The following is a 24,399-nucleotide window of genomic DNA, read 5'->3' as shown; positions in this document are numbered from 1 at the left end:
GTCTTGGCCACTTAGGCATCAGGATGGCGCTGGTGGGGAGAAAGATTTAGCCGGTCAGCACATTCCCACCGTCATGGCCGGGCGTGTCCCGGCCACGACGGATGGGCTCGGCCCCAACACTAAAACAGCACGCCGACCATGACGCACCCCGCAGCCACCGTTTTCGAAACATTCACCCGCGCGGCCGACACCCACGGCGACCGCCCGTGGCTGTCCGTTACACCTGAAACCGCCGCGGCCTACGGCATCGAACCTGGCGACATCACCTACGCCGCCGCTTTGCATGCCGTTCAGCACCTCCGCACCCGATACGCCCGGGCCGGCTACCACCAAGGCCACCGCGTCGGCCTGCTGCTGGAAAACCGCCCGTCGTTTTTCTTCCACTGGTTTGCCCTGAACGCTCTGGGCGTATCGATCGTTCCGCTGAATCCGGACCTGCGCATCATCGAGCTATCCTACGTCATCGCGCATTCCGAACTCGTCGCAATCGTCGCCATTCCGGCCCGCCATGCGGCCTTGGCGGAAGCCGGAGGGTCCGTCCCCATCACCGCGCCGGACGCCGATCCCGCACCGGTTACTCGTCCCGGAACGGCGGTAGACGAAGCAGCACTGCTGTATACCTCCGGCACCACCGGCCGTCCCAAAGGCTGTGTCCTGCCCAATCGTTATTTCACCACCGCCGGCGACTGGTACGCGAACCTAAGCGGCCTCGGCGCCATGCGTTCCGGTTCGGAGCGCATGCTGACGCCACTGCCACTGTTCCACATGAACGCGCTGGCCTACTCCGCGATGGCGATGCTGATGACCGGCGGGTGCCTGATTCCGCTGGACCGATTCCATCCGCGATCCTGGTGGCGAACGGTGCGCGAATCAGGCGCGACCGTGGTTCACTATCTGGGCGTTATGCCCGCGATCCTGATGGCCGACCCGCCCTCGGCGGAAGACCAGGCACACACGGTGCGGTTTGGCTTCGGCGCCGGCGTGGACGGCAAGCTGCACGCCCCGTTCGAGCAGCGTTTCGGCTTCCCCCTGATCGAGGCCTGGGCAATGACCGAAACCGGCGCCGGTGCCGTCGTCGCCGCCAATCAGGAACCGCGCCATATCGGCACCTACTGCTTTGGTCGCCCGGGTCCGGACGTGGAGACCCGTATCATCAGTGACGACGGCACCGAACAGGGCGAGCTGCTGGTCCGCCACGCCGGTCCCGATCCCCGCCATGGCTTCTTCCGCGAGTATCTGAAGGACCCGGACGCCACGGCCGAAGCCTGGGCCGATGGTTGGTTCCACACCGGCGATGTCGTGCGCCGAGGCCCCGACGGATCAATGCATTTCGTGGACCGGCGCAAGAACGTCATCCGCCGTTCGGGAGAAAACATCGCCGCCGTCGAGGTCGAAAGCGCGCTCCGCCAACACCCCTCGGTCACCGCGGTTGCCGTCGCCCCTACCCAGGACCCCGTCCGCGGCGAGGAAGTTTTTGCGTGCATCGTAACGAACGGCGAACCGTCCGAAAGCCTGGCGACGGAGATCACCGCCTGGTGCGTGGACCGGCTGGCCTACTACAAAGCCCCCGGCTACATCGCCTTCGTCCCGGAACTGCCCCTGACCTCCACCCAGAAGATCCAGCGCGGCGAACTCAGGAATTTGGTGACCACACTCACCCCCACCGCCCACGACACCCGCGCCCTGAAGCGCCGCCCGACATGAAGCGCCGAGGCTATGACGGGGTCGTCCTCTGCGCCCCCATCAGCATCCCCTACCGCCGCTATTCGGTGGACAGCGCCCACTGGTGGATCGGCCGGGCGCTGCACGCACTCACGCAACGAACCGGGCTGCGGCCGACGGACATCGACGGCCTGTCGGTCTCCAGCTTCACCCTCGCCCCCGACACCACCATTGGCCTCACGCAACATCTTGGCCTGTCCCCGCGCTGGCTGGATCACGTTCCCATGGGCGGCGCCGGCGGGTGTGTTTCGTTACGCCGAGCGGCCAGGGCCGTGCAGGCGGGGGATGCGGATTTTGTAGCGTGTATCGGTGCCGATACGAACCACGTGGATAGTTTCCGCAAGACCTTGTCGTCATTCTCCCGCTTCGCCCAGGATGCGGTCTACCCGTATGGCTCCGGCGGCCCGAACGCCAGCTTCGCCCTGATCACCCGCAACTACATGAACCGCACCGGTGCCACGCGGGAAGATTTCGGCCGCATCTGCGTCGCCCAACGCACAAACGCGCAACGCTACGGCGGCGCGCTGATGCAAAAGCCCCTGACGATGGACGACTACCTGAACGCCCGCCCGATCGCCGATCCGATTCATCTGTTCGACTGCGTAATGCCCTGCGCCGGCGCCGAAGCCTTTCTTATCTGCCGCGAGGACGATGCCAAATCCCTGGACCTGCCCTATGTCCGCATCTTGTCCGCCATCGAGCGCCACAACGCCTACCAGGACGACCCGATCCAGTTCCGCGGCGGTTGGGCGATGGACCGGGACGACCTGTGGGCCATGGCCGGCATCCAACCTGACGCAGTGGACTTCCTGCAAACCTACGACGACTATCCTGTCATCGTGATGATGCAAATTGAGGACCTTGGCTTCTGCGCCAAAGGCGAAGCCCCCGCCTTCGTCCGATCCCACACGCTGACGACGGACGGCGATTTCCCCCACAACACCTCGGGCGGTCAGCTTTCCGTCGGCCAGGCCGGTGCCGCCGGCGGTCATCTCGGCCTGGTTGAGGCCATTCGCCAACTCACCGATCAAGCCGGCAATACTGCTGTCCCCAACGCCAACATTGGCCTGGTATCCGGCTTCGGAATGATCAATTACGATCGTGGCCTGGCCAGTTCCGCCGTGCTGTTGGCACGCGCATGACCGACGAACTGATCCGTCCCCGCCGCAAGGACCCGCTGCGCAAGACCCGGGAGCCGCTGCTGCCCCAGGGCGTTCGCAGCCGCACCGCCCACGGCCTGACCGCCGCCGCCGCCGAGGGCCGCTTCGCGTTGCAGGTCTGCGCCGATTGCGGCTTCACCCTCTACCCCCCGCGCGACGCCTGCCCGCGCTGCCTGTCCGCGCGCCTGCCCTTCAAGGACGTTCCGCCAAACGGCACGGTGCTCGCCGAAACGACCATCCGCACCAGCACCGATGTCTACTTCCGCGAACGGACGCCGTGGCGCATCGGCACGGTCGCGCTGGATTGCGGGCCGTTCTTCGTTACACATCTGCACGGTGACGTCACGGAAGGCGCCCGCGTCAAAATGACCCTGCGCCTGGACAAAAGCGGCAACGCCGTCGCCATCGCCATGCCGGACAGGCCGACCGAACATCAGGAGGACGACGTGCAACTGCGCGAACTCACCTGCGATCCGAAATTCCGCCGGGTCCTGATCACCGATGGCCGCAACGCCACCGGCCAGGCGATGGCTCGCGCGATGGCGGCCGCCGGTGCATCCATCATCTTCGTCGGCGTCGCCGACCCGTGGAAACCATTTCCAAATGAAACCACCCTGCGCGCCACTCCCAACGTCGAAATCGTTTCACTGGATCTGACCGATACCCAATCCGTCGCCGACGTCGCCGGCGAATTGGCTCATCGGGTGGACATCCTGGTCAACACCGCCGAACACCCGCGCAGCGGCGGCATCATGCACCGGAACGGCCTGACCATCGCCCAGCAGGAGATGGACACGCGCTATTTCGCCCTGCTGCGCCTCGCGCAACATTTCGGTCCCACCATGCGCGCCCGCGGCGCCGACGGCACCAACGCCGCCGCCGCCTTCGTCAATCTGCTATCCGTCCACGCCTTGATCAACTGGCCGCAATACGGCGCCTTTTCCGCCACGGAGGCCGCCTGTCTGTCCGCCGCCCAGGCTCTGCGCGCCGAACTGCGCGGCGGCGGCATCAAGGTGCTGAATATGTTCGCCGGCCCGCTCGATACCGAATGGTTTCAATCGGTCCCACCGCCCAAACTGTCCCCCACGGCCCTGGCCACCGCTACGGTGGACGCGCTGCGCAAAGGCATCGAGGACTCCTACGTCGGAGACATCGCGCAGGACATCAAAGCCCGCCTCGACGCCCAACCCAAAGCCCTGGAACGGGAACTCGGCGCATGACCTCCGTCTTGACCGCCTTCGCCACCGCTTTGGCCACGGGCGCCGTTCGGGTCATCGACCTGACCCATACCCTGACCCCGCAATTCCCCACCATTGTCATGCCGCCGGAACTCGGCCAATGCGCTCCGTTCCGCCTGGAGGAAATTTCACGCTACGACGAACGCGGCCCCGCCTGGTACTGGAACAACTTCACCATGGGTGAGCACACAGGCACCCATTTCGACGCCCCCATCCACTGGGTGACCGGCAAGGAACTGCCCAACAATGCTGTCGACACCATCCCACCCGACCACTTCCTGGCCCCAGCCTGCGTCATCGATTGTTCGGCGGAATCCGCCGCCGACCCCGATTTCGTCCTGACCATTCCCTTTGTCGAAGCCTGGGAGGCCAAACACGGCCGCATTCCCCCAAAATCCTGGGTCCTGCTGCGCACCGACTGGCACAAACTGCCCCCGAAACAATACGTCAACCTGTTGGATGACGGTCCGCATTCGCCCGGTCCTGCGCCTGCCGTGGTGAGATGGCTGGTCGAGGAACGTGACGTCCACGGCTTCGGCACCGAAACCATCGGGACCGACGCCGGCCAGGCCGCGCATTTCACCCCGCCCTATCCGGCCCATCACTACATGCACGGCAGGGGCCGCTACGGGCTGCAATGCCTTGCCAACCTGGATCAATTGCCGGCCACCGGTGCGTTGTTGCTGACAGCACCGCTGAAAATCCGCCAGGGGTCGGGCAGCCCGCTGCGAGTCCTGGCCCTCGTGGAAACCAAGCCATGACCGTCGCCATCGTCACCGGCGGCAGCACCGGCATCGGCGCCGCCATCTGCACCCATATGCTAGACGCCGGCTATCATGTCGTTTCGTTGTCTCGCCGGGAGCCCGCCGATGCGCGCTGCGAACATGTGGAAGTCGATCTGCTCGACCCCGTAGCCGCGGCCGAAGCTGCCCAGGATATCGTTGCCCGGCACGAAATAACCCATATCGTCCACAATGCCGGTGTCATACGTGCGAAACTGCTCTCGGACGTCACCAGCGAAGACCTGGCCGCGCTGACCCAATTGCACCTGAATGCCGCGTTGACCCTGACCCAGGCGGCACTGCCATCCATGCGCACCGCCGGCTTCGGTCGCATCATCTTGATTTCCTCCCGCGCCGCGCTGGGCCTGGCAACCCGCACCGCATATTCGGCGACCAAGGCCGGTATGATCGGCATGGCCCGCACCTGGGCACTGGAACTCGCGCCCGATGGTATCACCGTTAATGTCGTCGCGCCCGGTCCGATCCGCGAAACCGAAATGTTCCACGACGTCGTCCCCGCCGACAGTCCGCGCGAGGAAGCGCTTGCCGCCGCCATCCCGGTCAAGCGCCTCGGCGTCCCCGACGATGTCGCGCAAGCCGTCATGTTCTTCGCCGCACCGGAAAACAGCTTCATCACCGGCCAGACCTTGTTCGTCTGTGGCGGCTCCAGCATCGGATCGATCACGATCTAACAAGGGAAACGACATGCGTATCTGGTACCAAAGCTACGTCGATTACGAAAACGGCGCCGAATACTGGGACAATCTGCGCGCCCATCTGGCCCAGATCGTCGATCCCGGCACCGAAATCGAAGTCCACGGCATCACCCCGCACGATTCCTACGCCCACCCCATCGTCGAATTCCGCTGCGCCCGCGAGACGATCTGCAACGCCATTCTTGCCGAACGCAAGGGCTATGATGCCTTCATCATCGGCCATTTCCAGGACGCGGGCCTCTACGAGTGCCGCTCGGTCGTTGATATCCCCGTTGTCGGGCTTGGCGAGGCATCCATGCTGCACGCCTGCCAACTCGGCCAGCGCAGCGGTATCGTCACCATCAATCCGCGCTATATCTCCTGGTTCCATCATCAGATTCGCAAATACGGCCTGGAACACCGCGTCACCGGCGTCCATGCCATGACCTTCGAGCCCGGTGAAATCCTGCAAGGCTTTCAGAGCGACGACCTTGCCAAGGACGTGGAACGAAAATTCGCCGAACAGGCGCAGCCGCTCGTCGCCCATGGCTGCGATGTGCTGATCCCCGGTGGCGGCATCCCGATGCTGCTGTTTTCCCGCATCCGCGGCCACGCCGTTGACGGCGCCCCCGTGATCAACGGCATCCCCATCGTGGTCAAAGCCGCTGAAACCGCCGTCAAACTCCGCCGCCTGGCCGGCCTCGGGGTCAGCCGCACCTCCGACTACGTCAAGGCCCCGCCGCACGTGATCGAGGAATTCCTGACCCATCCGAAGGGGCTGTGATCATGACAGAGAAATTTCCAGCGCGCGGCAAACGCGGCATGGTCATCACCAATCATCCGTTGGCCTCTGCCGCGGGCGCCGAAATCCTCGCCGCCGGCGGCAACGCCATCGACGCCGCGATCGCCTGTTTCTTCACCCTGACCGTGGTGGAACCGATGATGGTGGGCATCCTGGGCGGCGGCATGGCGCATATCCGCCTGGCCGACGGCACCCACACCATCATCGACAACCAGAGCCTTGCACCTTCTGCCACGCACCAGACGATCTACACCCCCGACCCCAACGCTGCACCCGGAACGATGGACACGATCGGCCGCAAGAACCAGGTCGGTCCCACCGCCGTCGCCGTCCCCGGCAATCTGAAAGGCTGGTGTGAAGCACTGGATCGTTTCGGCACCTTCTCCCGATCCGACGTCATGGAACCCGCGATCCGCCATGCCAGCAGGGGTTTCCGCGTCACCCCCTATCTACACGACTGTATTGGCGATGCCGCCGCCGACATGACGCTCGACCCGGAAATCGCCAGGCTTTACCTGCCAAACGGCAAGCCGCTCGAAGTCGGTGGCCGCCTGGTCACCCGTGACTACGCTCAAACCCTGACCGACATCGCCCAACACGGCCCCAACCACCTCTACACCGGTCCGCTCGGTCGTCATTACGCCGACCACATGGCCCACGCCGGCGGCTACATCACCCAGGAAGACCTGACCACTTACAAAACGATCACCCGGGAGCCCATCCGCGGCGCCTATCGCGGCTTCGAGATCATCGGCCCGCCGCCGCCATCGTCCGGCCCGCTGCACATCGTCCAGATACTCAACATCCTGGAGGGTTACGACATCCACAAAATGGGTTTCGGCACCACCGAAACGGTCCACCTGCTGGCCGAGGCCCTGAAGATCGCTTTCGCGGACCGAGCGGCCGCCACCGCGGACCCAGCCTTCGTCCGTGTGCCGGTCGAGAAAATCCTGTCCAAATCGTACGCCGCCGACCGCCGTTCGCGTATCGATCCAAACCGCGCCCAGGCCTGGTCCGCCGAGGTCGCCCCCGAAACCTCGGCCTACACCACCCATGTCACGGTCGCCGATGGCGCCGGCAACATCGTTGCCAGTACGCAGACCATCAACAGCCTGTTCGGCGCCCGCTATATCGTTCCAGGCACCGGCATGATCCCCAACAACTACATGCACGTCTTCGATCCGCATCCAAACCAAGCCAGCTCGGTTCAACCGGGCAAGCGGGTAACGTCGTCGATGGCTCCGGTTATCGTAACGAAAAACGGCAAACCCATCTACGCCATGGGGCTGCCGGGCGGCCTGCGCATCTTCCCATCGGTAATGCAGGCGCTGTCCAATCTGATCGACCACGGCATGACCGTCCAGGAAGCCGTCGAGGCCCCTCGGGTCTGGACCCAAGGCCATGCGCTGGAGCTTGAAGGCGGCATCAGCCAACCGGTGTTCGAAGCCCTGCGTGACAAAGGTCATGACACGGTCCGCATGCCGACCGTCGCCGGCGGCATGAGCGCGATCCATTTCCACGAAGACGGCACCATGGAAGGCGCCGCCTGCTGGCGCGCCGATGGGACGCCCATCGCGGTTGGTGGCGGCCTGGCGCGCTCCGGCGTGCGGTTCCGGCCGGAGGCGATACGGCACTGAACCTCGCGAACGTTACGTCGGCACCGCCCGCCGAACCGGGCGGGGCCGGCGGCTCAGGATCAACAGTCCGCCGGACCAGACAAGTGACACCAGCAGTGCAGCAAGAAAAGCTGCTGTCGTGCCCAACGGTTGAATAGCCAGATGCAGGACCAGCAGCATCAGGCCAAACCCCAGCATCGCGCGAAGGGCGGTTGATGCAAGCCGAACGGATGCGGCGCCGCCGATGCTGGGGTGCAGGATGACGATCAAGCTGATCAGGCTGATCGGGAACACCGCGGCGATACCGGTTGCCTCGGGACCAAGGATCGAGCTGACGCCGACCACGGTCGAAACGAACAAGGCCACGGCAACAGCGCGAAGCGGCAGGTCGAACCAATGCCGCTTCGCGCTGTTGCCGGGATCACTTGCCGCTTTTCCGGTCTCTCGCAGCACGATGAAGCCGCTACCATAGACGGCCAGGTTGACCAGTATTGCCGTCGCCGGTGTCCACGCGACCTGCCGGATTGCCAGGCTGGCTGTCAGCCACGCGATCACCGCGACGCCGAGGCTCCGCCATAAAGGCGCGGCCCTGGCCTGCATGGCATAGACGATCAGGAACAATCCTGTTGCCGCGTTGGCGGCGGCGCTGCTCAGGGCGCTGGCGGCGACGAAATCACCACCGTGCTGCATCGCGAGGAAGACGTAGGCTGGGCCGGCCGAGACAGGCAGGCTGGCGACAAGCGCACCCCACAGCGGGCCCAACGCCTCCGCCAGCGCCGACGCGACGACAACGAGCAAGGCCGTCGTTACGGCTTTAGCAAGAATTGGCAACCATACTAAGGCAGTCATTGTGTACGACCATCCGCCTGCCGAACGGATCCAGGCCGCCCTTCGACAGGACTCGGTGGCCGGATGTGGGTCGGAGCATGGGTGCTCGCCGGATCAGATGCCGGGATCGGGTAAGCGTTGTCAAGAACGGTGGTTATGCCAACGGCCATTGAGGCCGACTCTTGCTTCGTTATGGCGAGGCAAAGTTCTGGATCAGATGGCCCGGACTTCGCCGGTCCATGACGAGGCTGATGTGTCAGCGTCAACGGCCGTCGGTATGAGTTTCCACCGGCAGCCCGACTCGCCATGAATGAAACTTGGCCGGTCGGTCACCGGCGCCCACAACCGCACATCCCTTTCATCCATCTGTATCCCGCTGATCCGCCTTAACAAACCTACCTCGGCGTCTGTGCCGACGCCTGAAGGGGCACGAAGGTCTTACGCTGCGGATACTAACGAACGATGAGTCCCTCCGAACGCGGACAACCCATGGAGCGTTTCTATTTAGATGGTGCGGCGTGCCGCCAACGCTCCGGCCAGCTCGATCGCCGCCAGCAGGCTGGTCGGATCGGCCATGCCCTTGCCGGCAATATCGAACGCGGTGCCGTGATCGGGGGACGTCCGCACGATCGGCAGCCCCAGGGTCACGTTCACGCCGTGGTCCATGTCCAGCGTCTTCAGCGGGATCAGCGCTTGGTCGTGATACATGCAGATCGCCACGTCATAGCGGGTCCGTGCCGTCGCGGTGAACATCGTGTCCGGGGGCCAGGGGCCGGAGACATCTATCCCCTCGGCCCGCAGCGTCTCGATCGCGGGTTGGACGATGGTCGCTTCCTCGCTGCCCAGCGCGCCCTGTTCCCCGGCATGCGGGTTCAGCCCGGCGATCGCCAGCCGAGGCGACGCGATCCCGAAATCCCGCCGTAAAGCCGCCGCGGTGGTGCGGCAGGCGGCGACGATCATCGCCGTTGTCAGCATCGCGATAGAATCGCGCAGCGAGACATGCACGGTCACCGGCACGACCCGCAGCAGCGGGCTGGCCAGCATCATGATTTCCTGGCCGGGCACGCCGGTCAGGTCGGCCAGGAACTCGGTATGGCCCGGGTAGGCAAATCCCGCCTGATACAGTGCCGCCTTGTTGATCGGATTGGTGACGACGGCGCCCGCCGTCCCGGCCAACGCCAGCTTCGTGGCCTGCTCGATCGACGCGACGACGGCCTTCGCGTTCGCTTGATCGGGCCGTCCTGATATCGCGGGGGCGGCCAGCGGTACCGGAAGTACCGGCAACGCCGATCGGAAGACGTCGCCGGCCTGCGCGGCGTCGGCGATCGCCTGCACCGGTACCGTCAGCCCCATATCGGCGGCCAACCGCGCCAGCCGCACCGGATCGTCCAACGCGACAAACACCGGGCCGCTGGCCCGCAAAGCCTGCCAGGCCTTCAGCGAAAGCTCACCGCCGATCCCGGCGGGGTCGCCCATTGTCAGCGCGAGTGGTTTCATCGTTCACATATGCAGTGCGCGACCGTCGGCTGCCAGGGCTGCTTCCTTGACCGCCTCGCTCAACGTGGGATGGGCATGGCAGATGCGCGCCACATCCTCGGCCGAGGCGCCGAATTCGATCGCTGTCGTCAGCTCCGCGATCAGCGTGCCGGCGTCCGGCCCGATCACGTGCGCGCCCAGCAGGCGGTCGGAGGTCTTGTCGGCCAGGATCTTCACGAAGCCATCGGTGTCGCCCATCGCGCGTGCTCGGCCATTCGCGGTGAACGGGAATTTTCCGACGTTGTAGGCGATGCTGCCGGCTTTCAGTTCTTCCTCGGTGGCGCCGACCGAGGCGACCTCCGGCCATGTGTAAACCACGCTGGGGATCGCGCCGTAGTTCACGTGTCCGGCCTGTCCGGCCAGGATTTCCGCCACGGCGACGCCTTCGTCCTCGGCTTTGTGAGCCAGCATCGGTCCGGCGATCACGTCGCCGATGGCATAGATGCCGGGTACGTTGGTGGCGTAGTGTTTGTCGACCTTGACCCGCTTGCGGTCGTCCAATTCGACGCCGGCGGCGTCCAGTCCCAGACCTTCCGTGTAGGGCCGCCGGCCGATCGACAGAAGGACGATGTCGGCCTTGATCGTCTCCGCCGGGCCGCCCTTGGCTGGTTCCATTGTCAACGTCACGCCGTCGGCGGCGGTCTCGGCGTTGGTGACTTTCATGCCGAGGCGGAACTTGAAGCCCTGCTTCTGCAGGATGCGCTGGAAGGCGGTGGCGATTTCTGTGTCCATGCCGGGGACGATCCGGTCGAGGAACTCGATCACGGTGACATCCGCACCCAACCGGCGCCAGACGCTGCCGAGTTCCAGGCCGATGACGCCGCCGCCGATCACCACGAGGTGGCCGGGGACCTTGTCCAGTTCCAGCCCGCCGGTGGAGGTGACGATCTGCTTTTCATCCACCGGCACGCCCGGCAGCGGCACGCTGTCGCTGCCCGAGGCGATGATGATGTTTTTGGTGGTGTAAACGGTGCCGTCGACATCGACGCTGTTCGGCGCGGTGATGCGGCCGGTGCCCTTCAGCCATGTCACCTTGTTCTTGCGGAACAGGAACTCGACGCCTTTGGTGTTGGCGGTGACGACTTCGCCCTTGCGGGCCTGCATCCGTGTCAGGTCGAGCGTTACGCCTTCCACCAGCACGCCATGATCCTTCAGCGCATGCTTGGTCTTTTCGAATTCCTCGGACGATTGCAGCAGTGCCTTGGATGGGATGCAGCCGATGTTCAGGCAGGTGCCGCCAAGGGTCGCCCGTTTTTCCACACACGCGGTTTTCAGGCCAAGCTGGGCGGCGCGGATGGCGCAGACATAGCCGCCGGGGCCGGAGCCGATGACGATGACGTCGAAAGAATCGCTCATTCAATCCTCAGGGTTGCGGCAGACCGCCTCGACATTGTGGCCGTCGGGGTCGAGCACGAATGCGCCGTAGTAGTTGGGGTGGTATTGCGGCCGGAGGCCCGGCGCGCCGTTGTCGATGCCGCCGGCCGCGAGGGCTGCTCGGTAAAATGCCCGCACTTCCGCCCTGTTCGCCGCGACAAATGCCAGATGGACGCCACTCGGCACGGACCCGCCACCGCCGAGCCAGAAATGCGCTCTGCCGGCCTTGCCGAAAGCGACCCATTCCGGGGAATCGACAATGATGCCGATCCCCAGCGGTGCCAGTGCGGTGGCGTAGAATGTTCGACTCTCCGCCAGATCGCTGACCGGGAAGCCGACATGGTCGAACATCGAGGGTCCCTTTCTTACAAGTCCAGCAGCAGCCGGCGCGGGTCTTCCACGCCCTCCTTGACGCGGACCAGAAACGACACCGCTTCCTTTCCATCGACGATCCGGTGATCGTACGACACCGCGAGATACATCATCGGCCGGATTTCGATCTTGCCGCCGATGACCACCGGCCGGTCCTGGATCTTGTGCATCCCAAGGATCGCCGACTGCGGCGGGTTCAGGATCGGGGTGGACATCAGCGACCCATAGATGCCGCCGTTGGTGATGCTGAAGGTGCCGCCGGCCAGATCCTCCAGCTTCAGCGCGCCGTCGCGGGCCCGTTTGCCGAAATCGGCGATGGCGCCCTCGATGCCGGCGAAGCCGAGCTGGTCGGCGTCTCGGATGACGGGGACGACCAAACCGGACGGGCCGCCTACGGCGATGCCCATGTTGACGAAGTTCTTGTAGACGATGTCGTCGCCGTCGATCTCCGCATTGACCGCGGGGAATTCCTTCAGCGCCACGCAGCAGGCGCGGACGAACACGCTCATGAAGCCCAGGCGCACGCCTTTGTGCTTCTTCTCGAACGCATCGCGGTATTCGGCGCGCAGGGTCATGATCGCCGACATGTCCACCTCATTGAAGGTGGTCAGCATCGCGGCGTTGTTCTGAGCCTCCTTCAGCCGCAGCGCGATGGTCCGGCGCAACCGGGTCATCCTGACCCGTTGTTCCCGAGGCTCATCCTGGCGCGCAGCCTTCGCGACCGGCGTTGCAATTGCGGGCGCGGGGCGGTTCAGGAAATCCAGGACGTCGCCTTTGGTGACGCGGCCGTCCTTGCCAGTTCCGGTGCCGATGTCGCTTGCGGAAACCCGGTTCTCCTCGATCAGCTTCGCCGCGGCCGGCAGGGGCGCATGCTGCGGGGCTGGGGCGGCCGGACGCGACACCGGACCCAGCGGACGTGGTGGCGGGTTGATGCCGGCGGCCGGGTTCGCGGCGGGACGCGCTTCCGGCGCGGCGGCGGGCTTCGGCGCGGCCACGGGTTTTGGTGTTGCGCCAGCCCCGGTCGAGTCGACCACACCCAGCACCGAACCAACCTCGACCTCGGCTCCTTCCGGCACGGCGATCGAGGACAGCACACCGGCGGCCGTCGCATTGACTTCCACCGTCACCTTGTCGGTTTCCAGTTCGACCAGCGGTTCGTCCACCGCCACGGTGTCGCCTTGCTGCTTGATCCAGCGGGCAACCGTGGCGGTTGTGACGCTCTCACCCAAAGCGGGCACTACGATTTCAGTCGCCACGGCGATCAATCTCCAGACGGGATGTAAAATGCGGGGGCGGTCTAGCCGATGCCGAGCACGGTGGCTACCAGCCGCGCTTGCTGTGCCATATGGGCCTTGGCGAGGCCCGTCGCCGGGCTGGCGGCCGCTTCACGCCCCACATAGGCCGGCCGGCGCACCTTCATGTCGAGACGGCTCAGCACCTTTTCGATCCGCCTGTCGACGAACGTCCAGGCCCCCGCATTCTCCGGTTCTTCCTGGCACCACACCACATCGGCGTTCGCGTACGGCGCTAACGCTCGGCCCAGGCTGGTTTCCGGGAACGGATACATCTGTTCCAACCGGATCAGCGCGATGTCCTTGATGTTTTTCGCCCGCCGTTCGGCCAGCAGGTCGTAGTAGACCTTTCCCGAACAGATCGCGACGCGCCGCACCTGATCCGGCGGGGCGATCTCATCGATCTCCGGGATCACGTACTGGAACCGTGTGCCTTCGGAGAAATCCGCCAGGGGCGATACCGCCAGCTTGTGGCGCAGCAGCGATTTCGGCTCGAACACGATCAGCGGCTTGCGGAAATTGCGATGCAACTGGCGGCGTAGGGCGTGGAAGTAGTTCGCCGGCGTCGTCAGATTGCAGACATACATGTTCCGTTCGGCGCACAACTGTAGATACCGCTCGATGCGCGCGGAGGAGTGTTCCGGACCTTGCCCTTCGTAGCCGTGCGGCAGCAGCAGGACCAGGCCGGACATACGCAGCCATTTCGTCTCACCGCTGGCCAGGAACTGGTCGATGATGACCTGCGCGCCGTTGGCGAAGTCGCCGAACTGGGCTTCCCACAGCACCAGGCTGCGCGGATCGGCCAGCGAGTAGCCATACTCGAAGCCCAGCACGCCGGCTTCGGACAGCAGCGAGTTGTAGATCTCGATCTTGGCTTGGTCCGGCGCGATGTTGTTCAACGGCGTGTATTCGTGCTGGTTGACCTGATCGATCAGCACCGCGTGACGCTGGCTGAACGTGCCGCGTTGGGTGTCTTCGCCGGACAGTCGGATGCGGCTGCCTTCCAGCAGCAGGCTGCCATAGCCCAGGGCCTCGCCGGTCGCCCAGTCGATGCCCTCGCCGGTCTCGATCGCCTGTGCTTTGGCTTCCAACTGACGGGTGATCTTCGGGTTGAGGTTAAAGCCATCCGGCACATGCGACAAAGCGGCGCCGACTTGCCGCAGCGTTTCCATCGACACCGCGGTCGGTGCCTCGGTCAGTTCCACTTCCTGCTGATCGGCCGGGGTGAACCCGGTCCAATGCCCTTCCAGCCAGTCCGCCTTGTTGGGCTTATAGGATTTTGCCGCGGCGTTGGCGTCGTCCAGCGTCTTGGTGAAGTCATCCAGCATGGCTTGGGAGTCGGTGGCGGAAACCGTGCCCTCGGCGGCCAGTTTCTCGGCGTACAGGGTCCGCGTGGTCTTGAGCTGGTTGATCGCTTTGTACATCAGCGGCTGGGTGAAGGCCGGTTCATCGGTTTCGTTATGGCCGTGGCGGCGGTAGCAGACGACGTCCAGCACGATATCGCTGGCGAACTTCATCCGGTATTCCGCGGCCATCCGCGAGCAGAAGATCACCGCTTCCGGATTGTCGCCGTTGACGTGCAGGATCGGCGCCTGGATCGATTTGGCCACGTCGGTGCAATACAGGCCGGAGTAAGCATGCGCCGGGACCGTGGTGAAGCCGATCTGGTTGTTGACAACCAGATGAATTGTTCCGCCGGTGCGGTAGCCGATCAACTGGCTCATCGCCAGCGTCTCATACACCAGGCCCTGACCGGCGAAGGCTGCGTCGCCGTGCATCAGGATCGCCATGACCGATCCACGCATCTTGGTATCGCCGGCGTTGTCCTGCCGAGCGCGCACCTTGCCGACGACGACGGGATCGACCGCCTCCAGATGCGAGGGGTTCGGCTGCAGCGACAGATGGACGGTGTGGCCGGCGATCTCCACGTCGGTGGAGGTCCCGAGGTGGTACTTCACATCCCCGGACCCTTGCACGTCGTCCGGCTTGAAGCTTTCGCCGCCGAATTCGGAGAACAGCGCGGTCAGCGGCTTCTTCACGATATTGACAAGTGTATTGAGGCGACCGCGGTGCGGCATGCCGATCGCCACTTCCACCACGCCGGCGGCAGCCGCCGTCTCGATCATCGCGTGCAGTGACGGGATGGTGATTTCACCGCCTTCCAGGCCGAAGCGCTTGGTGGTGACGTAGCGCTTCTGGCAGAACGCCTCAAACCCCTCGGCTTCGGTCAACTGGCGCAGGATGGTGCGCTTTTCGTCGGCATTCAGGTCGGTGTTCCAGGGGGCGCCTTCGACCTTGCGCTGGATCCAGGATTTTTGGCCGGGATCCTGGATGTGCATGAATTCGACGCCGATCGGGCCGCAATAGCTCTGCCGCAGGATCTGCATGATCTGCCGCAGCGTGGCCGTTTCCCGGCCCAGCACGTTGTCGATGAAGATCGGTTTGTCCAGGTCGGCGTCGGTGAAGCCGTAGGTGGCGGGGTCGAGCTCCGCATGCTTGTGCGGGGTCTGGAGACCGAGCGGGTCGAGTTGCGCTTCAAGATGGCCGCGCACACGGTAGGAGCGAATGAGCATCAGGGCCCGCAGCGAAGTGATGGTGGCGGCGCGTGCCTGGTCCGGGTTAAGGCCGCCTGGCTGGGTCGCCGGGGCTGCGATGGCATCGTCACCGAAGCTGGGGCGGGGGGCCCAGGAGGCGCCACTGGCATCTTCCAGGACCGCTCGGGCTTCGTCGTTCATCGCCGCGAACAGGTCGGCGAAACTGGCGTCGACGGAGGATGGATCGGTTGCCCATCGTGCATAAAGATCGGCCAAAAAGGCCGCGTTGGCGCCATTGAAGGCTGACGCCAGAATATCCATACCCGCCATTTGTTACGGTCCCTTACCTGTCCGTGCCGCGCGTCTTAGAGAAGCCGAACCCGCGCGGAAAGCCCCCTGCGGCACCCGCAGGGTTGCTTCCATCGCATGTCCGGGCGCGTCCTGGTCATGGCCATGTGGCGAAATCGGGGCGCGCATGTCCCCCATGCAAACGATGCGCCAGACGACCGGTAAGGGACATCTGGCGCATCGGATAGTTGGTAGCTTGCTTGGATTAACGCAAGCTGGACGGCGGGGAATCGGCTTGCCTTAAAGTTTCATGTTCCAGCCATGTCCGGCGATCGGACCCGGCCGTCCTGCTACGCCCCCGGCTGTTCCTCCGTCGGGGGGGCCGGGGGCCGGTTCCGGCGCTCCGCCATGAACGCATCGAATTCCGCCTTGTCCTTCGCGAACCGAAGGCGATCGAGGAATGACCCGAATTCCTTTTGTTCCTCCTCCATGCGGCGCAGCGTTTCGGCCTTGTATTCGTCGAACGCCCGGTTGCCCGAACTCGCGGCCGGCTGGTCGTTGGACCCGCACGCCCAGGACTTCCAGTTGCTCCACGGACCGGCACCTTGAGCGAATTGTTGATACATCGCGCGCCGGCGACTGCCGAAGCATCCCATACGACGACTCCCTATCATGTAGAACAGCATGGCCAGACCCACCGGCCACCAGAAGAGAAAACCGAGGATTGTGAAGGCGATGGCCGCGGGGCGGCTGATGCCCACAGGATACCAGAACGGCGGGCCGGCCCAAGGCTGGTTGGGCCAGGGGTTTCCGCCATTGGGTTGCTGCGTCTGACTGTTTTGCGTGTTGCCCCACGGGCCTTGGTTCCAGCCGCGAGAGCCGTAGGCGTCTTGGTTGGCAGCGCTCATCATCGAGGGCCTCATGTGAATGTAAGACACATTTACATTAGGGGAGGAAAGGGTTGGACGTCAAGCGGTTCGGGTTGGGATTTGCGGTATTAGTTTCCACCGGCAGCCCGACCCGCCGTGAATGAAACTCGGCCCGCAGGGGTCACGGTCGTGGCTGTTCTTTTAAGGCGGATTAGCGGGATAAGGGGAGATGAAGGGGGGATTCCTTTTGCGATCAGGCTCGGGCGGTGATGCGGCGGATTTCGACTTTGGGTTGGCCGAAGTCAATCAGCAGGCACAACGGCTTGCCTGTCGCCCGCAAGTAATTGCGGCATGGCGGGAGATGCACGTCGCTCAGCCCGGACTTTCGTATCTCATGGGCAAGGGCATTCTCGTAGACTCAACGAACCCATGACCGAGTGTGTTTGCAACCCGAAAAGCACACCCAATGATCCGTTCGGTGACCGGCGTCCACAACCTCGCATCCCCCTCATCCGTCTGCATCTCGCTAATCCGTCTTAACAAACCTGCCTTGGCGTCCGTGCCGACGCCTGAAGGGGACGCGAAGGTCTTACGCTGCTTGTATTAACGAACCGTGAATCCCTCCGACCGCGCTCATGGAAAGTGGGGTCAACGAATCATTGCGAAACGCATGAACAAAAAGGAGCGGATGCGCCGGAACAGGGGCGACGGTGCAACCCTTCCTCGAGGTGCGAACGGGGACACTAAAAAATTATGCTCGAAGGCGCTTTCCGTCGTTGCTATCCCGGCTTCCGCCGGGCGAAAAGCGATGCGGAGATGGTGTGTATGACGTAATGAATACCACGGAATCACATGCCATCTCACACATCCACAATCACCGGCGCATGGTCGCTGTCCATGTCATAACCCACAACATTGCAATCATATTTACCGCCTAGCTGCGTAAAATCGCCAGCGAACTGCTGGGTTAGCGCGATGGCCCCCGGCGCAATCACATGGCACCAACCGTCCAGGCTGGAGACGACGCTCGCGGTCTTGTAGATATACTGCACGGCGGTGTTGTCGATATTCAAATCCCCGACCAGCAACGTGTTCGCTGGAAACGCGTTTGTCACGCCGATATATTCCGCGAACAGGATATTGGCGATGATCGCCAGATCGCCGCCTGACGCGTGCCCGGCGCAGGGGGTGTAGGCCGGCAAAAGTCCGTACGGCCCTAGCTGCGCCTGATTGCCCAGCGGGGCGTGCCAGAAATAGACATTGAACGGAGCCCCCTGAATCTGCATCGCCACCCGCCTCGGCCGGCGACGCGAGATCAGGTTGATCCGCTTCTCGGTCGGTCCGTGCGTTTTCGTCGTCACGGTTTGCTTTTGCAGATCTCCGCCAACCACGATCTCATATCCGGCGCGTGACGTCCTTACATCGAGGGAGTTGGCGCGCTTGCGCTTGGTGCCCGTCACCACAGGCGGCGGCGGCTGGGCCGCAACCCAGTCGACGGCCGGTTGCATGATGAAGGTCCGCACTTCGTTACTGATGGCATAGTCCGGCGTCGTCGGGACCAGCGCAGGATCTGTCGTGGGATTGATGAGGGTATATTTCTTGTTGCTCCCGTCCGAACCGATGCCGGTGTAATCCGTCCTGTTGCCGAACGCTGCCCGCACCACCTGCTCCGTCTTGGTCCCGTTTCGCAACGCGAAGGTGTTGCTGATCGGGCTAAAGTCGCCCCCGTGCTTCTCGTCGCAGGAGTCGATGCGCACATTATTAGTGTTGGGATTGTCGTAGGCGGCCGAGCCTTCCTGAAGGAAAACCGTGCTGATGGCCTTTGCGGTTCGGTAGCGCCGGATCGCATCGAACTTCGCCGCAGAGTCCAGCCCCTGGCAGTTCCACGTCATCAACCTGACCATCGCCATGCCCCCGTTCCAGCTTGGGATTGATACCAGACGGCGCATGAAGCAACATCAGAAATCCATCCACAGGCGGCACTGAAAAGCCAAGCGCGCTGTGCGGCCCGCACTGTTGACGGGCTTGGCAGACAGCATGCAATCCCGCGGAACTCATTACCATGCAAGTGTAATCGCTGCATCGCTTTTCATCCGGCGGACGCCGGGATGGCGACGACGGAAGGTGCCTTCGGGCGGGTGTCGGTTTTACTCGCCCCCCGCCAAACCCAGGCTTTGCAGATATATCAGCAACCCCGCCTCCAGCAGGTCCTCCGCCGCCATCGGCAGTTTCCGGCGGGACGGTCCTTCCCGCACAAACAGCGACGCGATCCCATGCGCCATCGACCACAGATGCAGTGCCATCATCAGCGACGGGGGCCGCCGGCCCTTGGGCAGCATCGCGGCAACCTGGTCCGCGGCCTCCCGCAGCACCGCGAATGCCCGATCGCCCGCTGCCTGCAACCCGGGATGCGCCTCCTGCGCGATTCGGGACTCGAACATGGCCGCGTAATACGCCGGCTCCTCCCGGGCAAACGCCAGATAGGCACGCCCGAGGTCCTCGAACGCGCGTACTACTTCCGGCCGCCCGCCGTTCCACGCTTTTGTCAGCCGTTCGGCGAAGCGGTCGAAGCCGCGCACGGCGACCTCGGCCAGCAACGCCTCCGCGTCGCGGAAATGCCGGTACGGCGCGGCCGGGCTGACCCCGGCCAGCCTGGCGGCCTCGGCGATGGTGAAGCCGGCCGGTCCCTTGGCGCCGATCAACTCCAGCGCCGCCTCGATCAAGGCTTCGCGCAGGTTGCCGTGGTGATAGCCGCGGCGCCCCGAACCGCCATCGGTGGGTCCAGACCAACTCATGTAAGACGCTTTTACATGACTGGCGGAACCGATCCAGCCGTCCCACCGGACAAAAAGAGGCCCGGCCACCGCAGCGGCCGGGCCAGGTCAGGGTGGTCGTGGATCACAGGAGGATCCAGCCGCCGATGGCGGTGGTCGGGGAGGAACAACATCGGACGGCAACGCGATAGAAGACCATCACCCGTTATCCGTGTGTGATTTCAGGCGAAACCGAACACCCCCCGCGTGGGTCCGCCGTGAACCATGTTGCGGAAGCGCCCCGCCGTCGCTAGGTTCCGCGCCCGAATCCGGAGTGTCCGCCACATGATCAGGCCGCTGTTTTGGCTGCTGCTAGAGGTGCTGAACCTTTACTGGTGGGCCGTCCTGCTCGCGGCTGTGTTCAGCACGCTCGCCTCCTTTGGCGTCATCGACACCCGCAACCGCATCGTCTGGAGCATCGGCGACTTCCTGTATCGCATCACCGAACCCGCCTTGCGCCGCATCCGCAACTTCCTGCCCAGTTTCGGCAGCATCGACCTCAGCCCACTGGTTCTGCTGCTGCTGGTGCAGGGCGCGATCATGGTGACGGTGAATATCGAGGCGGCAATCCTGACCGGCGCGATGCAGTACCTGCTTTGACGCCGTTCTGGCACGCCCGCCCCGACGGCGTCAGCGTTACCGTGAAAGTCCAGCCCAAATCGCGCCGGCCCGGCATCCAGGGCCGGACGGTCGCCGCGCAAGGCCCCTGCCTGCGCATCGGTGTGAACGAACCGCCGGAGGATGGGCGCGCCAATCGTACGGTCTGCGCCGTCCTGGCACAAGCGCTGCACGTCCCTGCCGCCACCGTCGCCGTCGCGGTCGGTCAGGCCAACCGCGACAAGACACTGCACGTCGCCGGCGATGCCGCCCTGTTGATTCCAAGACTGGAGGCACTGTGCCCGCCCGTATCATAGACGGCGCCGCCCTGGCCGCCACCTTGCGAACCGAGATCGCCGCGAAAGTCGCCGCTGCCGGCTTCACCCCCGTCCTGGCCGTCGTGCTGGTCGGCGAGGACCCCGCCAGCCGCGTCTACGTCCGCACCAAGGACCGTGCCGCTCGGGAAGCGGGGATCGAGGCCCGCACCATAAGCCTGCCCGCCGAGACCGCGCTGGCCGACCTGCTGGCCACCATCCAGGCCCTGAACGACGACCCGGCCGTCGATGGCATCCTGGTCCAACTGCCGCTTCCGCGCTGCATCGACCCTCAGGCGGTGATCGAGGCGATCGACCCGGCCAAGGATGTGGACGGCTTCCATCCGATGAATGTCGGATACCTCGCCGACGGCCGGCCCAAGGTGGTGCCTTGCACGCCCCTGGGGGTGATGAAGCTGCTGCGCGCGGCTTGCGTCGAAACCGCCGGCGCCCGCGCGGTGGTGCTGGGCCGTTCCGCGATCGTCGGGCGGCCGATGTCCCGCCTGCTGGTGACTGCCGATGCAACGGTGACGATCGCCCATTCCCTGACCCGCGACCTGCCCGCCGAGTGCCGCCGCGCCGACATCCTGATCGCCGCCACCGGCAAGCCGGAGATGGTGCGGGCCGACTGGGTCAAGCCCGGTGCCACGGTGATCGATGTCGGCATCAACCGCCGGCCGAACGGCCGCCTGGTCGGCGATGTGGCCTACGACGAATGCGCCGCCGTCGCCGGCGCCATCACGCCGGTGCCCGGTGGAGTCGGCCCGATGACCGTCGCCTGCCTGCTGGAAAACACCCTGACCGCCGCGCTGAGCCGCCGCGCATAGCCGCCCCCATCGCCGTGTGCGTTGTCACGCCGCCCCGGCGATGAGACAACGCCCCGAGCGCGGTGCGCGGGAGGAAAGAACGTATGCCGGACGCCCCGGGCGAAAGCCTGAGCCGTACGCAGCCCACCATGCCGGAACAGCCAGACAAGGCGCGTCGCCGCCTGGTGCTGGCGGCCTGCCTGATCGCCACATTCATGGCAGCGGTCGAGAGCACGATCGTCGCCACCATCATCCCCACGATCGTCAGCGACCTGGGCGGCTTCAACCTGTTCACCTGGGTGTTCACCGTCTACCTGCTGACGCAGGCCGTCGCCATCCCGGTTTATGGACGCCTCGCCGATCTCTATGGCCGCAAACCGGTATTCTTCGCCGGTACCGCCTTGTTCCTGATCGGCACCATCCTGTGCGGCTCCGCCTGGAGCATGCTGTCGCTGGTGCTGTTCCGAGCGGTGCAGGGCTGCGGCGCGGGCGCGATCCAGCCGATCGCCGCGACCATCCTGGGCGACATCTACACCCCCGCCGAACGCGGCCGGATCCAGGGACTGGTGTCCTCGGTGTTCGGTGTCTCGGCGGTGATCGGGCCGTCGCTGGGTGCGTTCCTCGTCGCCCATGTCAGTTGGCGGGTCGTCTTCTGGGTCAACGTCCCGATCGGCATCGCCGCCATTATCATGATCGCCGTTTTCCTGCGGGAGAGTGTGCAGCATCGCCGCCACAGCATCGACTGGGCCGGTTCCCTGCTGCTGCTGCTGGCCTTCGGCAGCCTGATGCTGGCCCTGGTGCAGAGCGGCGTGCTCAGCGGACCGACGCTCGCCGCGCTGACCGCCACCGGGGTCATCGCGCTGGTCGCGCTCTATTTCCACGAGCGCAGCACCCCCGAACCGATGCTGCCGCTGGAGTTGTGGCGCATCCGCGTCATCATCGTCGGCAGCCTGGGCAACTTCACCTCGGGGGCGATGATGATGGGCGTCTCCGCCTTCCTGCCGACTTACGTGCAGGGTGCGATGGGCCGAGGTGCGATCGACGGCGGCCTGGTCCTGGGTGCGATGTCGGTGACCTGGGCGTTCGCCAGTATCGCCGCCGGGCGGTTGATGGTGCGCACCAGCTACCGGCTGGTGGCGATCATCGGAGGCCTGTCGCTGTCGACCGGCTGCGCCATGCTGGTGGCGCTGAGTCCCGCCGACGGCCCGCTGTGGGCCTCGGCCGGGTCGCTGGTGATCGGCATCGGCATGGGGTGTTGCAGCACGACGTTCATCGTGTCGATCCAGGCCTCGGTCCCCTGGGGCCAGCGCGGCGCGGCGACGTCGTCATCGATGTTCATGCGCTTCGTCGGCCAGTCGGTGGGGGCATCGAGCTGCGGCGCGGTGCTGAACGTCAGCATGCGGCATCTCGACCCCGGTGCGGTCAACGCCGTGGCGCAGTTGCTGGATTTGCCCACCCGCCGGGCGATGGCGCCGGACCGGCTTGCGCATCTGACCGACGTGATGGCCGGGTCGCTGCACAACGCGTACCTGCTGGCGACCGGCTTCGCCGTGCTGACCCTGGTGATCGCCTGTCAGTTGCCCGCCAGGTTGAGTCCCACGCGGCACTGAAGGAAGCCCAGCAGAACCCTCGTCATACCGTCAGAGCATGCCCAGGGGCTGAATCGGTCTCCTCGATACGCTACTGACACCACGCTGGCAGCAGCCGTGTTCTATAGTTCCCCTCGACAGCAAGGGGCAGCACATGACCGACACCAGCATCGACCACCTCGTCGAACGGCTTTGGACCGGCGAGGCGGCCATGGAGGAATGGACCGCCGCGGTCGCCGGCGGTGCCATCAACACGATTTCCGACGATATGATCGTCGTCTCCACCAGCTACCTTTTCGGCAACGTCACTGCCATTCGCACCCGTGACGGCCTGGTGCTGGTAGATACCGGCAGCCGGGAAAGCGCGGAACACACACGCGAGGCGATCCGTCGCTGGGACGGCAGCCGTATCCACACCGTCATCTACACCCACGGTCACATCGACCACACCTGGGGTGCGAGGCTGCTGGACCAGGAGGCCGACGCCAAAAACGTTCCGCGTCCACGCATCATCGCGCACCGGAACGTCCTGGACCGCTTCCAGCGCTATGACCAATCGCGGGATCTGAACAGTCTGGTCATGGGCCGGCAGTTCAACGACGCCGGCTACATGTTTCCGGGGGACCATCGGCGTCCGGACACGATCTATGACGACACGCTGACCCTGACGGTTGGCGGGCTGCGCCTCGAACTGGCGCACGGACGCGGCGAAACCGATGACGCCACGTATGTGTGGCTGCCCGAGAAACGAATCCTGGTCAGCGGCGATTTCGTCATCTGGGTGTTCCCCAACGCGGGCAACCCGCGCAAGGTCCAACGGTTCGCGCCCGAATGGGCATCCACGCTCCGGCGGATGCTGGCACTGCGGCCCTCGATTCTGGTGCCGGGCCATGGTCCCGTGGTCGCGGACGCCGCGCGCGCCGCCCGCGTGCTGGACGACGGCGCCAGCGCGTTGGAAAGCCTGGTGGAACAGACGCTCGAACGTATGAATCGCGGACAATCCCTGAACACGATCCTGCACGAAGTCCGAGCGCCGGAGGCGCTTCTGGCCAAACCCTATCTGCGACCGAAATACGACGACCCTGAATTCGTCGTTCGTGGCATCTGGCACCTTTATGCTGGCTGGTTCGACGGCGACCCGGCCCATCTGAAGCCCCCCGCAGACAGCGAGC

Annotated in this window: 22 protein-coding genes; 12 read left to right on the top strand and 10 right to left on the bottom strand. The window is 64.8% G+C overall.

Features of this window, described 5'->3' with window-relative positions; translation table 11 throughout:
• Positions 1-138: 138 nt before the first annotated feature.
• Genes GSQ89_RS34080 through ggt form a run of 7 tightly spaced genes read left to right on the top strand, consistent with a single transcriptional unit; the run spans position 139 to position 8,036 of the window.
• The gene (locus tag GSQ89_RS34080; protein ID WP_158932566.1) at positions 139-1,704 is read left to right on the top strand and encodes an AMP-binding protein; all 1,566 of its coding nucleotides are present in this window, start codon (positions 139-141) and stop codon (positions 1,702-1,704) included.
• Positions 1,701-2,864, top strand: coding sequence for a thiolase family protein (locus GSQ89_RS34075; protein ID WP_158932565.1), 1,164 nt, complete (start codon positions 1,701-1,703; stop codon positions 2,862-2,864). Before GSQ89_RS34080 ends, GSQ89_RS34075 begins: the two co-directional genes overlap by 4 nt.
• Positions 2,861-4,102: an SDR family NAD(P)-dependent oxidoreductase gene (locus GSQ89_RS34070; protein WP_158932564.1), complete on the top strand. Its 1,242-nt coding sequence runs from the start codon at positions 2,861-2,863 to the stop codon at positions 4,100-4,102. The genes GSQ89_RS34075 and GSQ89_RS34070 overlap by 4 nt, the downstream gene beginning before the upstream one ends.
• Complete coding sequence (locus GSQ89_RS34065) at positions 4,099-4,881, top strand: cyclase family protein (protein WP_158932563.1); 783 nt, start codon at positions 4,099-4,101, stop codon at positions 4,879-4,881. Before GSQ89_RS34070 ends, GSQ89_RS34065 begins: the two co-directional genes overlap by 4 nt.
• Positions 4,878-5,594 (top strand): SDR family NAD(P)-dependent oxidoreductase, encoded by a 717-nt coding sequence (locus GSQ89_RS34060; RefSeq protein ID WP_158932562.1) that lies wholly within the window; start codon positions 4,878-4,880, stop codon positions 5,592-5,594. The genes GSQ89_RS34065 and GSQ89_RS34060 overlap by 4 nt, the downstream gene beginning before the upstream one ends.
• A gap of 13 nt (positions 5,595-5,607) precedes the next feature.
• Positions 5,608-6,381: an aspartate/glutamate racemase family protein gene (locus GSQ89_RS34055; RefSeq protein WP_158932561.1), complete on the top strand. Its 774-nt coding sequence runs from the start codon at positions 5,608-5,610 to the stop codon at positions 6,379-6,381.
• Positions 6,382-6,383: 2 nt separating this feature from the next.
• Positions 6,384-8,036: a gamma-glutamyltransferase gene (gene ggt / locus GSQ89_RS34050; RefSeq protein WP_158932560.1), complete on the top strand. Its 1,653-nt coding sequence runs from the start codon at positions 6,384-6,386 to the stop codon at positions 8,034-8,036.
• Between the two features lie 12 nt (positions 8,037-8,048).
• Here the strand turns inward: ggt and GSQ89_RS34045 are convergent, their stop codons facing one another.
• The 10 genes from GSQ89_RS34045 to GSQ89_RS34005 form a co-directional block, all read right to left on the bottom strand.
• Positions 8,049-8,864, bottom strand: coding sequence for a hypothetical protein (locus GSQ89_RS34045; RefSeq protein WP_158932559.1), 816 nt, complete (start codon positions 8,862-8,864; stop codon positions 8,049-8,051).
• 483 nt (positions 8,865-9,347) lie between these two features.
• The gene (gene pdxA / locus GSQ89_RS34040; protein WP_158932558.1) at positions 9,348-10,340 is read right to left on the bottom strand and encodes a 4-hydroxythreonine-4-phosphate dehydrogenase PdxA; all 993 of its coding nucleotides are present in this window, start codon (positions 10,338-10,340) and stop codon (positions 9,348-9,350) included.
• Between the two features lie 3 nt (positions 10,341-10,343).
• A complete protein-coding gene (gene lpdA, locus GSQ89_RS34035) occupies positions 10,344-11,735 on the bottom strand; it encodes a dihydrolipoyl dehydrogenase (RefSeq protein WP_158932557.1) in 1,392 nt (463 codons plus the stop codon).
• Positions 11,736-12,104, bottom strand: a complete 369-nt coding sequence (locus tag GSQ89_RS34030; protein WP_158932556.1) for a VOC family protein — start codon at positions 12,102-12,104, stop codon at positions 11,736-11,738.
• Between the two features lie 14 nt (positions 12,105-12,118).
• On the bottom strand, positions 12,119-13,381 hold the full coding sequence (gene odhB, locus GSQ89_RS34025; protein ID WP_158932555.1) for a 2-oxoglutarate dehydrogenase complex dihydrolipoyllysine-residue succinyltransferase: 1,263 nt from the start codon (positions 13,379-13,381) through the stop codon (positions 12,119-12,121).
• Positions 13,382-13,422: 41 nt separating this feature from the next.
• On the bottom strand, positions 13,423-16,281 hold the full coding sequence (locus GSQ89_RS34020; protein ID WP_158932554.1) for a 2-oxoglutarate dehydrogenase E1 component: 2,859 nt from the start codon (positions 16,279-16,281) through the stop codon (positions 13,423-13,425).
• A gap of 308 nt (positions 16,282-16,589) precedes the next feature.
• The gene (locus GSQ89_RS34015; protein ID WP_158932553.1) at positions 16,590-17,147 is read right to left on the bottom strand and encodes a DUF2852 domain-containing protein; all 558 of its coding nucleotides are present in this window, start codon (positions 17,145-17,147) and stop codon (positions 16,590-16,592) included.
• A 214-nt stretch (positions 17,148-17,361) separates the two neighbouring features.
• Positions 17,362-17,475 carry a hypothetical protein gene (locus tag GSQ89_RS40420; protein ID WP_371734327.1) on the bottom strand — a complete coding sequence of 38 codons (114 nt, stop codon included), beginning with the start codon at positions 17,473-17,475 and terminating at the stop codon, positions 17,362-17,364.
• Between the two features lie 493 nt (positions 17,476-17,968).
• A complete protein-coding gene (locus GSQ89_RS34010; RefSeq protein ID WP_158932552.1) occupies positions 17,969-19,018 on the bottom strand; it encodes a hypothetical protein in 1,050 nt (349 codons plus the stop codon).
• Between the two features lie 237 nt (positions 19,019-19,255).
• Positions 19,256-19,903, bottom strand: coding sequence for a TetR/AcrR family transcriptional regulator (locus tag GSQ89_RS34005; RefSeq protein ID WP_158932551.1), 648 nt, complete (start codon positions 19,901-19,903; stop codon positions 19,256-19,258).
• 303 nt (positions 19,904-20,206) lie between these two features.
• On the opposite strand from GSQ89_RS34005, the gene GSQ89_RS34000 reads away from it, so the two are divergent.
• The 5 genes from GSQ89_RS34000 to GSQ89_RS33980 form a co-directional block, all read left to right on the top strand.
• A complete protein-coding gene (locus GSQ89_RS34000) occupies positions 20,207-20,521 on the top strand; it encodes a YggT family protein (protein ID WP_158932550.1) in 315 nt (104 codons plus the stop codon).
• Complete coding sequence (locus tag GSQ89_RS33995) at positions 20,518-20,835, top strand: DUF167 family protein (protein ID WP_158932549.1); 318 nt, start codon at positions 20,518-20,520, stop codon at positions 20,833-20,835. The genes GSQ89_RS34000 and GSQ89_RS33995 overlap by 4 nt, the downstream gene beginning before the upstream one ends.
• Positions 20,817-21,659: a bifunctional methylenetetrahydrofolate dehydrogenase/methenyltetrahydrofolate cyclohydrolase FolD gene (folD, locus tag GSQ89_RS33990; RefSeq protein WP_158932548.1), complete on the top strand. Its 843-nt coding sequence runs from the start codon at positions 20,817-20,819 to the stop codon at positions 21,657-21,659. The genes GSQ89_RS33995 and folD overlap by 19 nt, the downstream gene beginning before the upstream one ends.
• A gap of 83 nt (positions 21,660-21,742) precedes the next feature.
• On the top strand, positions 21,743-23,248 hold the full coding sequence (locus GSQ89_RS33985) for an MDR family MFS transporter (protein ID WP_158932547.1): 1,506 nt from the start codon (positions 21,743-21,745) through the stop codon (positions 23,246-23,248).
• 133 nt (positions 23,249-23,381) lie between these two features.
• On the top strand, positions 23,382-24,399 hold a 1,018-nt coding region (locus GSQ89_RS33980), incomplete at its 3' end, for an MBL fold metallo-hydrolase (protein WP_158932546.1).

This window comes from Acidisphaera sp. S103, assembly GCF_009765975.1.
GTDB lineage: Bacteria > Pseudomonadota > Alphaproteobacteria > Acetobacterales > Acetobacteraceae > Rhodopila.
This window is presented reverse-complemented; position numbering and strand designations above follow the sequence as displayed.

Bases quoted from the DNA above. Each gene is read 5' to 3' on its own strand.
- GSQ89_RS34080 (WP_158932566.1), top strand. From the start codon at position 139: ATGACGCACCCCGCAGCCACCGTTTTCGAAACATTCACCCGCGCGGCC.
- GSQ89_RS34075 (WP_158932565.1), top strand. From the start codon at position 1,701: ATGAAGCGCCGAGGCTATGACGGGGTCGTCCTCTGCGCCCCCATCAGC.
- GSQ89_RS34070 (WP_158932564.1), top strand. From the start codon at position 2,861: ATGACCGACGAACTGATCCGTCCCCGCCGCAAGGACCCGCTGCGCAAG.
- GSQ89_RS34065 (WP_158932563.1), top strand. From the start codon at position 4,099: ATGACCTCCGTCTTGACCGCCTTCGCCACCGCTTTGGCCACGGGCGCC.
- GSQ89_RS34060 (WP_158932562.1), top strand. From the start codon at position 4,878: ATGACCGTCGCCATCGTCACCGGCGGCAGCACCGGCATCGGCGCCGCC.
- GSQ89_RS34055 (WP_158932561.1), top strand. From the start codon at position 5,608: ATGCGTATCTGGTACCAAAGCTACGTCGATTACGAAAACGGCGCCGAA.
- ggt (WP_158932560.1), top strand. From the start codon at position 6,384: ATGACAGAGAAATTTCCAGCGCGCGGCAAACGCGGCATGGTCATCACC.
- GSQ89_RS34045 (WP_158932559.1), bottom strand. From the start codon at position 8,864: ATGACTGCCTTAGTATGGTTGCCAATTCTTGCTAAAGCCGTAACGACG.
- pdxA (WP_158932558.1), bottom strand. From the start codon at position 10,340: ATGAAACCACTCGCGCTGACAATGGGCGACCCCGCCGGGATCGGCGGT.
- lpdA (WP_158932557.1), bottom strand. From the start codon at position 11,735: ATGAGCGATTCTTTCGACGTCATCGTCATCGGCTCCGGCCCCGGCGGC.
- GSQ89_RS34030 (WP_158932556.1), bottom strand. From the start codon at position 12,104: ATGTTCGACCATGTCGGCTTCCCGGTCAGCGATCTGGCGGAGAGTCGA.
- GSQ89_RS34020 (WP_158932554.1), bottom strand. From the start codon at position 16,281: ATGGCGGGTATGGATATTCTGGCGTCAGCCTTCAATGGCGCCAACGCG.
- GSQ89_RS34015 (WP_158932553.1), bottom strand. From the start codon at position 17,147: ATGAGCGCTGCCAACCAAGACGCCTACGGCTCTCGCGGCTGGAACCAA.
- GSQ89_RS34010 (WP_158932552.1), bottom strand. From the start codon at position 19,018: ATGGCGATGGTCAGGTTGATGACGTGGAACTGCCAGGGGCTGGACTCT.
- GSQ89_RS34005 (WP_158932551.1), bottom strand. From the start codon at position 19,903: ATGAGTTGGTCTGGACCCACCGATGGCGGTTCGGGGCGCCGCGGCTAT.
- GSQ89_RS34000 (WP_158932550.1), top strand. From the start codon at position 20,207: ATGATCAGGCCGCTGTTTTGGCTGCTGCTAGAGGTGCTGAACCTTTAC.
- GSQ89_RS33985 (WP_158932547.1), top strand. From the start codon at position 21,743: ATGCCGGACGCCCCGGGCGAAAGCCTGAGCCGTACGCAGCCCACCATG.